Below are 11,441 nucleotides of genomic sequence, written 5' to 3' on the forward strand. Positions count from 1 at the left end.
TTTGGTTACATGAAATAGAGCAACATTGCTTCAGGTTTTGCAAATATTCTTGCCTTCCATGAAAAAAAATCATCGTGCGCGATACGCGCAGATTTTTTCTTTTCCTGGGGAAATATGCTGCTGCGCTTGCTTCCTGGCGCGCGCTTGCCTTGCCATGCGCTTTGCGCTAGTCTGGTAGTTGAAGGTGTTGACGCTGCGCCAGGGATAGCAAGGGCGCCATGATAACAAATCACGCAAGGCCTCCATGAATGCCTTTGACACGCATGAAGTTTTCAACCAGGCCACGCCGTTTGAAAACGTCAATCTGTTCGCCTGCGATCCCGCCTTGATCGAGGCGCTGCGGCGCGAGGGCGGTGGCGCGGCGCTGCAGGAGCTCGATGCGTTGGGCGCGAAGCTGGGCTGCGCCGAGACGTATGCGCTGGCGCGCCTGGCCAATATCCATGTGCCCGAGCTGCAGCAATTCGATCGGGCCGGGCGCCGCAACGACGAAGTGCAATTTCATCCGGCCTGGCATGCGCTGATGGCCATCCTTGTGGGAGCCGGTGCGCACGCGTCACCATGGACTTCGCCTGGCCCTGGCGCCCAGGTGGCGCGCGCGGCGGCCTACATATTAATAGGGCAGGTGGAAAACGGCACGCAGTGTCCCGTAACGATGACCTATGCCTCGGTGCCGGCCTTGCGCCAGGCGCTTGATCTGCCGCATATCGCCGCGCGCTGGCTGCCGAAGATCCTGTCGCGCCAATATGATCCTCGCTCCCTGCCCGTGGAGCACAAACGCGGCGCCCTGGTCGGCATGGGCATGACGGAAAAGCAGGGCGGCTCGGACGTGCGCAGCAACACCACGCGCGCCGTGCCGGTGCCGCCGGTCGAGGCGCAAGCCCTGTTCGGCGACGAGGCCAGCGGTGCCTGGCGCATCGTCGGCCACAAATGGTTTTTTTCGGCGCCACAATGCGACGCCCATTTAATCCTGGCACAGGCGCTGGAGGGCGGCTTGTCGTGCTTTTTCCTGCCCCGCTACCTGCCCGATGGCAGCCGTAATGCCATCCGCGTGCAGCGCTTGAAGGATAAGCTGGGTAACCGCTCGAATGCCTCGGCGGAAGTCGAGTTCGCCAATGCCTATGGCTGGCTGCTAGGGCAGCCGGGGCGGGGCATTGCCACCATCCTGGACATGGTCAGCCACACGCGCCTCGACTGCATATTGGGCAGCACGGGCATCATGCGCGCCGCCTTGAGCCAGGCATTGCATCACGCGCGCCAGCGGGCCGTGTTCGGCAAGCCGCTAGTCGAGCAGCCCTTGATGCAAAACGTGCTGGTCGACCTGGCGCTGGAATCGGAAGCGGCCACGGCCTTTGCGCTGCGCCTGGCTCGTTGTTTCGATGAAAAAGACGATCCACAGCAAGCGATGCTGGCACGCGTGCTCACGCCGGCTGGCAAGTACTGGATATGCAAGCGCGGTCCCGCTTTCGGCTTTGAGGCGATGGAGGTGCTGGGCGGCACCGGTTATGTGGAAGATGCGCCGCTGGCGCGCTTGTATCGCGAGCTGCCCGTGAACTCGATCTGGGAAGGTTCGGGCAACGTCATGTGCCTGGACGTCTTGCGCGCCTTCGGCAAGTCGCCGGCCGCGCGCGACGCCCTGGCGGGCGAGCTGGCGCTGGCCGGCGACGGCGACGCTGCCTTCACTGAGTACCGCAGGCGCTTGCTGGCCGACCTGGAAGGGGCGCAGATGGATGAATTTGGCGCCAGGCGATTATCCGAGCGCATCGTGCTGGCCGTGCAGGCGGGATTGCTGCTGCGCCACGCGCCGCCCTTTATCTCGCAGGTGTTCCTGCAGTCGCGACTGGTGCAGGCGCCGGGCGGGGCGTATGGCCGCTTGCCGGCGGGCGCCGATTGTGCGGCCATCCTGGCGCGCGCACTGCGCGAGTGTTGAGCTCAATAAATCTGATTAATTCAAAAATTCCGGCCACAGGCGGGCTATGGGCTGGGATAATGCACCCATCCATCATTTTATCGACACACAGTACGCCTGCGGCCCAGGCTTGCCGCAGCGTCAGAGAGTAGAGAAAGAAAAACAATATGAAACAAGATCCACGCTTCCCGAATTTGTTCATTACCGATCACCCTTTGATTCAGCACAAGCTGAGCCACATGCGCGAGCACGACACGTCGACGCGCACGTTTCGCGAATTGCTCAAGGAAATCACGCTGCTGATGGGTTATGAAATCACGCGCGACCTGCCGCTGACCACGCGTGAAATCAAGACCCCGTTGGTCACGATCGACGCGCCTGTCATTGCAGGCAAGAAACTGGCCATCGTCCCTATCTTGCGCGCCGGCATCGGCATGAGCGACGGCTTGCTGAACCTGGTGCCATCGGCCCGCGTCGGCCACATCGGCGTGTACCGCGACCCGGCCACCCATATGCCGGTGGAATACTTGGTGCGCCTGCCTGATTTGAACGAGCGCACCTTCATCCTGTGCGACCCGATGGTGGCGACCGGCAATTCGGCCGTCTACGCCGTCGATGTGCTGAAGAAGCGGGGCGTGACGGACGAGCAGATCATCTTCCTGGCGCTGGTGGCCGCACCGGAAGGCGTGACGGTGTTCCAGAACGCGCATCCGAACGTCAAGATGTTCTGCGCCTCGCTCGATTCGCACCTGGATGACCATGCTTACATCGTGCCGGGCCTGGGCGACGCCGGCGACCGCATCTTCGGTACCAAGTAAGCCTTTCAGGCGAGTATGGCGATGGCAACCTTGATCGACCCGGATTTTCGCGCGCGCATGCGCGCCCTGAATGAAAAATATGCGACCCGCGTGCCTGCACTGATGCAGGCGATCAAGCAGGCAAGCGGCCGCTGCGATAGCGAAGGCCCACGTCTTGAGCCATTGACGTCGCTGCATGGCGCGCTGCACACGGTGGCCGGCTCGGCCGCGACCTTCGGCTTTGCCGCGCTGGGCCAGGAGTGCCGGCGTATCGAGCAACAGGTGCGTGCCATGCTCAATGCCCCCGCGCAGGCAGTGGTAGAATGGCCGGCCGTGCGGGGTCAAGTAGAGACACTGCTGCATTGGGCGGCGCTCGATGCGGGCGCGACGCATTTCAGTGCATGAATGACAGCGCCATAAAGATGTGGTTGCAATGATTCATTTGATGCAACGCAAGGCATCGACGTTGCAGATTAGGATATAGTGTCTCCAGACCGCTGGTACAGGGTGCAGCAAGACGGGGATTTGACTATTAAAGTAGTGTTCGCAAGTTTATTTTGCGAAAGAATGGTTTTCCCCAGTTTTGTTGGTATAATTGGGCATCGTTGGATTCGAGGTAGTTGTGCAGTTTGTCTGTCATTTCTTTCTTGCTTCAAACGATATAACGGGCGCAAGCCCAACTTAACTGAAATAGGAAATTGTAATGGCAACTGGCATCGTAAAATGGTTCAATGATTCGAAGGGTTTCGGCTTTATTACCCCTGACGAAGGCGGCGAAGATCTGTTCGCTCACTTCTCGGCTATCCAGTCGAACGGCTTCAAGTCCCTGCAAGAGAACCAACGCGTTTCTTTTGAAGTGACCGCTGGCCCTAAAGGCAAGCAAGCTTCGAACATTCAGCCAATCTAATACGCTGGATCAAACGAAATAAAGAAATCCTCGGTCTCCGAGGATTTTTTTTCGCCTAAATTTCTGTGAGGCATGGATTTCACCTGTGTTTTAAGGGCCACGCGTTCTTTTCGACGTACTTTGCGTCACCGTCTAAGCCGACCTCCGCTGAGTCAGTCGCTGTGCTTGGCCCCTCCGGTGTCCTCAGTTAGTGCGTTCGCGCCAGTAATCGGCTTGCGAATACGAATGCCTTAAAAAATCCACGAAGGCCCGGATGCGCAGCGGCAAATGGCGGCGCTGGGCGAACACGGCGTAAATATCGTTGCCCGGGGCGGCAAACTGGTCCAGCACCGTCACCAACTGGCCGGAGGCGATTTCCGCGCCCACTTCCCACATTGACCGCCAGGCCAGGCCCTTGCCGGCCAGGGCCCAGTCGTGCAGCACTTCGCCATCGTTGCAGACCATATTGCCCGCCACCTTCAAAATCACATTCTTGCCGTTTTCGCGGAAGGTCCAGCCCCGCTGGCTGCCTTCGCTGCTGATCGCCAGGCAGTTGTGTTTGGCCAGATCGGCCGGGATGCGCGGCGTGCCGACCCGTTTCAGGTAGGCGGGCGAGCCGACCAGCACGCGTTGGTTATCGGCCAACTTGGTGCTGACGAGCGAGGAATCGGACAGGCTGGCGATGCGGATGGCCACGTCGATGCCTTCGCCAATCAGGTCGACCAGGCGGTCGTTCAAGTTCAGCGACACCGTCACGTCACGGTGCTCGGCCACAAACGAGGGAATCAACGGCGCCACGTGCTGGCGCCCGAAGCCGGCCGGCGCGGAAATAAGCAAATGGCCGCTGGCCTTCACGCTGCGCTCGGCCACGGCCGCCTCCGCTTCTTCCAGCTCACCGAGTATGCGCTGGCAATCTTCGAGGAAGGCAGCGCCTTCATTCGTCAAGGCCAGTTTGCGCGTCGTGCGCTGCAGCAGTTTCACGCCCAGGCGCTGCTCCAGCGCATCGAGGCGCCGACCTATCATGGCCGGGGCGATGCCTTCTGCGCGCGCGGCTGCCGACAGGCTGCCCTTGGCCACCACTTCCACGAACGTTGATATTTGTCTGAACTGTCCCATGCCGTGCTCCTGCTATGCCATCACTTGTGATAAAAACGCATAGATGAAGTGATTTTTAATCTCGTTTCCATGCCTTATAGTGCAATACTATAGAACAAACGTGCCGCCCGGCAGAGTGTTTTCGCACCTTTGTCCGGCTTGCCAGCGCAATCGTTCCGCTTATACTTGGATCGCCAGATTACTTTTTCTTATATTGATTAAAAACCGGAGAACTTCATGACGCAGAACACCATCGCACTTCCAGAGGGCATGCACATATCGGGTGAAATCAAGCCCGGCTACGAACAGATACTGACCCCGGCAGCGCTGGCGCTGGTGGCCAAGCTGACGCGTCAATTCGAGCCGCGCCGCCAGCAATTGCTGGCCCTGCGCGTGGAGCGCGCCAAGCGTCTCGACGCGGGTGAACGTCCTGATTTCCTGCCAGAAACCGCGCATATTCGCGACGGTGACTGGAAGATTGCGCCGATTCCACAGGCGCTCGAATGCCGCCGCGTGGAAATTACCGGCCCCGTCGAGCGCAAGATGGTCATCAACGCATTTAATTCCGGCGCCGACAGCTATATGACGGACTTCGAGGATTCGAACACGCCGAACTGGGATAACCAGTTGACGGGCCAAATCAATATGTTCGACGCCGTGCGCAAGACCATTTCGCTGGAGCAAAATGGCAAGTCATACAAGTTGAATGACAAGATCGCCACCCTCGTGGTGCGCCCGCGCGGCTGGCACCTCGATGAAAAGCATGTGCTGGTCGACGGCAAGCGCATTTCCGGCGGCATTTTCGACTTTGCCCTGTTCATGTTCCACAACGCCAAGGAGCAACTGGCACGCGGCGCCGGTCCCTACTTTTATCTGCCGAAGATGGAATCGCACCTGGAAGCGCGCCTGTGGAACGATATCTTCGTCATGACGCAAAACGAACTGGGCTTGCCACAAGGCACGATCAAGGCGACCGTGCTGATTGAAACCATCCTGGCAGCCTTCGAAATGGATGAAATCCTGTACGAACTGAAAGAACACAGCTCGGGCCTGAACGCGGGCCGCTGGGATTACATCTTCTCTTGCATCAAGAAATTCAAGCTCGACAAGGATTTCTGCCTGGCCGACCGCGCGAAAGTGACGATGACGGCGCCCTTCATGCGCGCTTATGCCTTGCTGCTGCTGAAAACTTGCCACAAACGCGGCGCACCAGCGATCGGTGGCATGGCGGCATTGATCCCGATCAAGAACGATCCGGAAAAAAATGACATCGCCATGGGCGGCGTGCGCAACGACAAGGCGCGCGACGCCACCGACGGCTACGACGGCGGCTGGGTTGCCCATCCGGGTCTGGTGGAACTGGCCATGGGCGAGTTCACGAAAGTGCTCGGTGACAAGCCGAACCAGATCGACAAGCAGCGTCCCGACATCGACGTCAAGGCGTCGGATTTGCTGAACTTCCAGCCCGAAGCGCCGATCACGGAAGCGGGTTTGCGCTACAACATCAACGTGGGCATCCACTACCTGGGCAGCTGGCTGGCCGGCAACGGTTGCGTGCCTATCCACAACCTGATGGAAGATGCGGCCACGGCCGAGATCAGCCGCTCGCAAGTGTGGCAGTGGATTCGATCGAGCAAGGGTGTGCTGGAAGATGGCCGCAAGGTGACGGCCGAGATGGTGCGCGCCATGATTCCTGAAGAGCTGGCCAAGGTACAGCGCGATGCGCCCGGCGGCGACGGCCCGACTTATGTGCGTGCCGGCCAGATTTTCGAGGAAATGTCGACATCGGAATCGTTCGCCGAATTCCTGACTTTGCCGCTGTACGAAGAAATCTGATCCTGATCAAGTAAATCGATAAAAAAATCCCGGCGATGCCTGATGGCATCGCCGGGATTTTTCTTTTTAGAAACAGAAGCTTAAAAGTTGTTTTTCCACATACGCAGCGCCGCAAACGCTTCCACGGGCGAGGCGTCGGCAGCCAGCTTGCCTTCTACCTTCAGGCTGGTCAAAATCGCCGGCTCGCGGTAGCGCAGGAAGGGATTCGTGGCTTTTTCCATCGCAATCGTCGACGGCACGGTCGATAAGCCTTGCTGGCGCTTTTCCGTGTCGATAGCGATGCGTTCCTGCAAGGCCAGGTTGCCCGGCTCGACGGCGTTAGCGAAGCGCAGATTGGACAAGGTGTACTCATGCGCGCAAAATACCTCGGTGTCGTCGGGCAGGGCGGCCAGTTTGCCCAGCGAGTCTGCCATTTGACCCGGCGTGCCTTCGAACAGGCGGCCGCAGCCACCGGCGAACAGGGTATCGCCGGAAAACAACCACGGCGAGCCGTTGCGCTCGTCGCGCTGGCGCACGTAAGCGATATGTCCCTTGGTATGGCCGGGTACGTCGATGACCGTCATCTGCAATCCCAGTGCGGCCACATAGGCGACATCGCCTTCGGCAAGCGGCTGTGTGATGGCTGTGATAGCCTCATGGCGCGGGCCAAAGACGGGCACGGCGAAATGCTGCAACAATTCAGGTACGCCACCGGTGTGGTCGGCGTGGTGGTGTGTGAGTAAAATAGCGGACAAGGTCAGCCGATGGGCTTGCAGCACATCGAGGATGGCCATCGCATCGCCAGGGTCGACCACGGCGGCGTGGCGGCCGTCGTGGATCAGCCAAAGGTAGTTGTCGGCAAAGGCAGGCACGGCAAGTACCGATAAAGCGTGTTCAGGGGAGTGTGTCATGAGCAAGAGAGAAAACTGAATGGACAGTGCGGCATCCGAAAAATCCATTATAGCGCTTGATGGCTGGCTGCAGACGCCGGCCGGCCTGTATGTGCGCGCCTGGGAGCAGCAATGCCTCGACAGCCTAAGCGTCGACATCTTCGGTTACAACGCGGTGCAGATCGGCTTGCCCCAGCTCGACGCGCTGGCCGCCAGCCGCATGCCGAACAAATGGCTGCTCGATTCGCGCCTGCCGTCACGCTCGCCGCAGGAGCGGCGCCTGACCTTGGTATCGGCCTTCGATGAACTGCCGTTTGAATCGCAAAGTCTGGACCTGGTGATCTTGCCGCACGTACTCGAATTTGCCGCCGAGCCACACCAGGTCTTGCGCGAAGTCGAGCGCGTGCTGATACCGGAGGGGCGCGTGATCGTTTGCGGCTTCAATCCGGCCAGCCTGTGGGGCGTGCGGCAGGGCTTGGCGAGGTTCACGGGACGCCATTACCTGCCGCAGGCGGGCGAGCTGATCTCTATGGCGCGCATGAAAGACTGGTTAAAATTGCTCAACATGGGCGTCAGTCAAAGCTATTTTGGCTGCTACGTACCTGCCTGCAGGACAGAAAAATGGCTGCGCCGCAACGCCTTCATGGACAAGGCGGGTACGCGTTGGTGGCCATATCTGGGTGCAGTGTATATAGTGCAGGCGATCAAGCGTGTCAAAGGGATGCGTTTGATCGGTCCGGCGTGGACCAAGAAACCGGCGACGGCGCCCGCAGGCGCACCGGTCACGAATAAAAGGCGGGAACAGCAAGATGGCTAAGTTTGAAGACAAGGTAGAAATTTACGCCGATGGCGCATGCAAGGGAAATCCCGGCACAGGCGGCTGGGGCGCACTGATGGTGGCCGACGGTGCCAAGAAAGAAATTTATGGCGGGGAACTGAACACGACGAATAACCGCATGGAATTGCAGGCCGTGATCGAAGCCTTGACGGCACTCAAACGTCCCTGCCAAGTGGTGATTTATACCGATAGCCAATATGTCCAGAAGGGTATCAGTGAATGGATACACGGCTGGAAGGCGCGTGGCTGGAAAACGGCGGCCAAGGCTCCCGTCAAGAACGTCGACCTGTGGCAAGCCCTCGATACGGCCCAGGCCGTTCATGAAGTGGAATGGCGCTGGGTGCGTGGCCACAATGGTCATCCTGGCAACGAGCGGGCCGATGCACTGGCCAACCTGGGCGTGGAAACCGTGCGCGCATAAGCGCCCGCAAGCTCAGCCGGCTGCGCTTCCTGCCTCGCGCATTGCCGGCCGGCGCTGCTCACCAGCGCAGCGACGCTAGAGTGAGCACGGTTGCGCTTCTTGGCCGCAAATCGCTGCCGCTCACGACGTTTTTGACGGGCGTCCGGGCCTAACTAGTTGTAAGCGAAGGGCGCAGCTTTGCTATACTGTGCCCTTCGCTTTTTGCTTTTACGACTGAATCTGCCATGCGTCAAATTGTTCTCGATACTGAAACCACCGGCCTCAATCCGCGCACAGGTGACCGCATCCTGGAAATCGGTGCGGTTGAGCTGAACAACCGTATGTTGACGGGGAACAATTTTCACCATTACATCAATCCCGAGCGTGATTCGGAAGAGGGCGCGCTCGCCGTCCACGGATTGACGACGGAATTTCTCAGCGATAAGCCAAAATTCGCGCAGATCGCGGAACAATTGCGCGCGTATATCGCCGGCGCCGAATTGATTATTCACAACGCCCCGTTCGATATCGGCTTCCTCAACGCGGAATTCAAGCGCCTGAACCTGCCGCCCGTGCATGAGCAGGTGCATGGCGTTATCGATACCCTGGTGCAGGCCAAGGAAATGCATCCAGGCAAGCGCAACTCGCTCGATGCCCTGTGCGACCGCTACGGCGTCTCGAACGCCCACCGCAAACTGCATGGCGCGCTGCTCGACTCGGAATTACTGGCCGACGTCTACCTGGCCATGACGCGCGGGCAAAACAGCCTGAGCATGGAAGAAGTGGAAGTCGCTGCCGATGGTGCCGTACTAGAAATCGTGCCACTCGCCGAAGTCATCTTCCAGAGCGCCACTGCCGACGAACTCGCCGCCCATGAAGCGACCATCGCCGGCCTGGACAAGGCCGCCAAAGGCCAATGCATCTGGACCGCCGTCCTGGCGCCACCAGTGGCAAGCTGAGAAAAAAGCCTCGCATACTAAATTTCCTGTTGCCAGCCCTTGCAGATGCCGCAACACCTATGCGATAATTCGCCTCGCTTCGGGAGGTTAGCTCAGGGGTAGAGCACTGCATTCACACTGCAGGGGTCGCAAGTTCGAAACTTGCACTTCCCACCAAATTTAAGCTTTGAAATCAAGGTCTTGGCGTTCGCCGGCAGGTTTCAAGGCATCGGCAAATGCCGGCTTGATGGTGAAAAATAGGGGAATTCGACAAACGATTCCACCAACGCCGAAAGCCAATCATGGCATAATCCATTCCTCGCGGCATCCGGGTCATTGACTGGAAAAACGCCGACAAAACAAAATCCATACGTTACAGAGTGCGCGTTGAGCGCGGCGACTTCGTTGTCGACCGCTCGTTCGGGCAAGACGAGCTCGAGCGCGCCAAGATATTTTTGGCCGACACCAAGACGCCGCAAGGCCGGCTTCTGATCGCCCAAGGGCGAGACCGCGCGAGTCTGATGGTTTCCGAGATCGAGCGCCTTGCCGCGGAATTCATCATGGAAGGGCGCTGCACGCTTGGCCATGCCATCGACAGCTATCTGCGCGCCTACGTGACCCCATTGATAGATTGCGGCGTAGACAAGGTCCAGCAAACAGCAAAGGCCGCCAGGGCGCGCCTGGAAAGCTGCCGCAATATTGAGATCTCCTACATCAAAAGCGGCTTTGTCGTCCCGTCAGGGCCGCTTGCAGGCCTGAGGGAGCATGCCAAGGGCTTCGCCAAGCAAAAGATCGGAGATTTCTATATCGACGACCTGACGGAGCAGGAGACGACCGAATACATTGATGTCAGATTGCGGCAGGGCAAGGCGAAGAGCACGGTCAAGCGCGAGATATATGCTCTGCAAGCCGTCGTCAACAAGCTGCGCTTCACGGACAATAAAGCGTGGAAGCGCCTCAACGGGCACAATCCCTTTGCAGAAGCAGACAAGGCCAAGGTGAAGGGCGGCGAGCGGCGCCGACGACGGATCATCTCGCCGGACGAAGAGGAAGCGCTGCTTACGGAGCTGCGCAAATGCCGGAACAAGGAAATGCCGCTCATTTTTGCCGTCGCCATATCCACGGGCATGAGAAGAGCTGAAATACTTGGCCTGCTATGGTCGCAAATCGATGTCGAGCGCCGAGTCATCAATCTCGATGCGGATCAGACGAAGGCGGACGAGGAGCGCCTGGTTATTTTGCTGCCGGAGGCCGTGGCAGCCTTTAAGGTTATTCCGCGAGTGGACGAGCGAGTCTTTCACTACAAGATCGAGGGCTTCAAGACTGTATTCCGCCGAGTGCTTGAGCGGGCGAAGCTTGATGGCATTCACATGCATGACACTCGTCGCTCCTTCATTTCCAGAGTGCTCAAAGACATCACCTCGTCGCCAGTGGCCATTGCAGACATGATTGGCGCCACGCAGCGTGGCGAATTTGCAGAAGCGGACCATCGAGCGCATCCGGCAAGGCAACATGATCGATGCTGGCTTCATTCAAACGGAGGAGGAGCTGCGTTCAGTTGTTGGGCACAAGGACGGGCAAACGACCGCGCGTTACGCGAACATGGCGCCGGAGAAGAAGGGCTGACAAACCATGATTTGCAGCGCTTTCTCGGCGCGCTAATGACCTCAATCAGCGTGCCTTATGTAGTTAAGAAGAGTGAGTTTATTAACTGTCCAGTCCCGTTTGATCATAAACGCGCTTAACGAATAGCTCCGGTTTCTTTTGCTGCCATTCTTTGAGCGCCTGGATGGGTGTTTTGGCACCGATGGCCCGTTGTGGAATGTGGTGGTTGTAAAGCTTTAAATAGTTGAGCAAGGTCTTCTCCAGGTCGGCC

Annotated in this window: 11 protein-coding genes, 1 tRNA gene and 1 pseudogene; 10 read left to right on the top strand and 3 right to left on the bottom strand. The window is 58.8% G+C overall.

Going from position 1 to position 11,441, the window contains the following annotated elements; genetic code table 11:
- Nucleotides 1-244 precede the first annotated feature (244 nt).
- The 4 genes from ACQ4V8_RS04500 to ACQ4V8_RS04515 all read left to right on the top strand — a co-directional run bounded on the left by ACQ4V8_RS04500 (nt 245) and on the right by ACQ4V8_RS04515 (nt 3,610).
- Nucleotides 245-1,927, top strand: coding sequence for an isovaleryl-CoA dehydrogenase (locus ACQ4V8_RS04500; protein WP_436570983.1), 1,683 nt, complete (start codon nt 245-247; stop codon nt 1,925-1,927).
- A 146-nt stretch (nt 1,928-2,073) separates the two neighbouring features.
- Entirely contained in the window at nt 2,074-2,724 is a 651-nt protein-coding gene (gene upp / locus ACQ4V8_RS04505; protein WP_010398816.1) for a uracil phosphoribosyltransferase, read from the top strand.
- Between the two features lie 21 nt (nt 2,725-2,745).
- Nucleotides 2,746-3,108 (top strand): Hpt domain-containing protein, encoded by a 363-nt coding sequence (locus ACQ4V8_RS04510; protein ID WP_029496462.1) that lies wholly within the window; start codon nt 2,746-2,748, stop codon nt 3,106-3,108.
- A 298-nt stretch (nt 3,109-3,406) separates the two neighbouring features.
- Nucleotides 3,407-3,610, top strand: coding sequence for a cold-shock protein (locus ACQ4V8_RS04515; RefSeq protein ID WP_010398811.1), 204 nt, complete (start codon nt 3,407-3,409; stop codon nt 3,608-3,610).
- Nucleotides 3,611-3,793: 183 nt separating this feature from the next.
- Here the strand turns inward: ACQ4V8_RS04515 and ACQ4V8_RS04520 are convergent, their stop codons facing one another.
- The gene (locus tag ACQ4V8_RS04520) at nt 3,794-4,705 is read right to left on the bottom strand and encodes a LysR family transcriptional regulator (RefSeq protein WP_436570984.1); all 912 of its coding nucleotides are present in this window, start codon (nt 4,703-4,705) and stop codon (nt 3,794-3,796) included.
- 216 nt (nt 4,706-4,921) lie between these two features.
- On the opposite strand from ACQ4V8_RS04520, the gene aceB reads away from it, so the two are divergent.
- Nucleotides 4,922-6,520 carry a malate synthase A gene (gene aceB, locus ACQ4V8_RS04525; RefSeq protein ID WP_010398803.1) on the top strand — a complete coding sequence of 533 codons (1,599 nt, stop codon included), beginning with the start codon at nt 4,922-4,924 and terminating at the stop codon, nt 6,518-6,520.
- Between the two features lie 80 nt (nt 6,521-6,600).
- Here the strand turns inward: aceB and gloB are convergent, their stop codons facing one another.
- Nucleotides 6,601-7,410 (bottom strand): hydroxyacylglutathione hydrolase, encoded by an 810-nt coding sequence (gene gloB, locus ACQ4V8_RS04530; protein ID WP_436570985.1) that lies wholly within the window; start codon nt 7,408-7,410, stop codon nt 6,601-6,603.
- Between the two features lie 19 nt (nt 7,411-7,429).
- On the opposite strand from gloB, the gene ACQ4V8_RS04535 reads away from it, so the two are divergent.
- From ACQ4V8_RS04535 to ACQ4V8_RS04555, 5 genes are all read left to right on the top strand, one after another.
- A complete protein-coding gene (locus ACQ4V8_RS04535) occupies nt 7,430-8,206 on the top strand; it encodes a class I SAM-dependent methyltransferase (RefSeq protein ID WP_010398799.1) in 777 nt (258 codons plus the stop codon).
- Nucleotides 8,199-8,648, top strand: a complete 450-nt coding sequence (gene rnhA, locus ACQ4V8_RS04540; RefSeq protein ID WP_010398796.1) for a ribonuclease HI — start codon at nt 8,199-8,201, stop codon at nt 8,646-8,648. Before ACQ4V8_RS04535 ends, rnhA begins: the two co-directional genes overlap by 8 nt.
- 224 nt (nt 8,649-8,872) lie before the next feature.
- Nucleotides 8,873-9,586: a DNA polymerase III subunit epsilon gene (gene dnaQ / locus ACQ4V8_RS04545; RefSeq protein WP_010398794.1), complete on the top strand. Its 714-nt coding sequence runs from the start codon at nt 8,873-8,875 to the stop codon at nt 9,584-9,586.
- Between the two features lie 81 nt (nt 9,587-9,667).
- Nucleotides 9,668-9,742 (top strand) — tRNA-Val (locus ACQ4V8_RS04550).
- 203 nt (nt 9,743-9,945) lie between these two features.
- Nucleotides 9,946-11,310: a site-specific integrase gene (locus tag ACQ4V8_RS04555; protein WP_436570986.1), complete on the top strand. Its 1,365-nt coding sequence runs from the start codon at nt 9,946-9,948 to the stop codon at nt 11,308-11,310.
- On the opposite strand, the pseudogene ACQ4V8_RS04560 reads toward ACQ4V8_RS04555, so the two are convergent.
- Nucleotides 11,273-11,441 (bottom strand): annotated as a pseudogene (locus ACQ4V8_RS04560) (IS481 family transposase); the annotation flags it as partial. The gene ACQ4V8_RS04555 and the pseudogene ACQ4V8_RS04560 sit on opposite strands and share 38 nt — an antisense overlap.

The organism is Janthinobacterium paucivorans (genome assembly GCF_051380805.1).
GTDB classification, from domain to species: Bacteria; Pseudomonadota; Gammaproteobacteria; order Burkholderiales; family Burkholderiaceae_D; genus Janthinobacterium; species Janthinobacterium lividum_D.

Bases quoted from the DNA above. Each gene is read 5' to 3' on its own strand.
- ACQ4V8_RS04500 (WP_436570983.1), top strand. From the start codon at position 245: ATGAATGCCTTTGACACGCATGAAGTTTTCAACCAGGCCACGCCGTTT.
- upp (WP_010398816.1), top strand. From the start codon at position 2,074: ATGAAACAAGATCCACGCTTCCCGAATTTGTTCATTACCGATCACCCT.
- ACQ4V8_RS04510 (WP_029496462.1), top strand. From the start codon at position 2,746: ATGGCAACCTTGATCGACCCGGATTTTCGCGCGCGCATGCGCGCCCTG.
- ACQ4V8_RS04515 (WP_010398811.1), top strand. From the start codon at position 3,407: ATGGCAACTGGCATCGTAAAATGGTTCAATGATTCGAAGGGTTTCGGC.
- ACQ4V8_RS04520 (WP_436570984.1), bottom strand. From the start codon at position 4,705: ATGGGACAGTTCAGACAAATATCAACGTTCGTGGAAGTGGTGGCCAAG.
- aceB (WP_010398803.1), top strand. From the start codon at position 4,922: ATGACGCAGAACACCATCGCACTTCCAGAGGGCATGCACATATCGGGT.
- gloB (WP_436570985.1), bottom strand. From the start codon at position 7,410: ATGACACACTCCCCTGAACACGCTTTATCGGTACTTGCCGTGCCTGCC.
- ACQ4V8_RS04535 (WP_010398799.1), top strand. From the start codon at position 7,430: ATGGACAGTGCGGCATCCGAAAAATCCATTATAGCGCTTGATGGCTGG.
- rnhA (WP_010398796.1), top strand. From the start codon at position 8,199: ATGGCTAAGTTTGAAGACAAGGTAGAAATTTACGCCGATGGCGCATGC.
- dnaQ (WP_010398794.1), top strand. From the start codon at position 8,873: ATGCGTCAAATTGTTCTCGATACTGAAACCACCGGCCTCAATCCGCGC.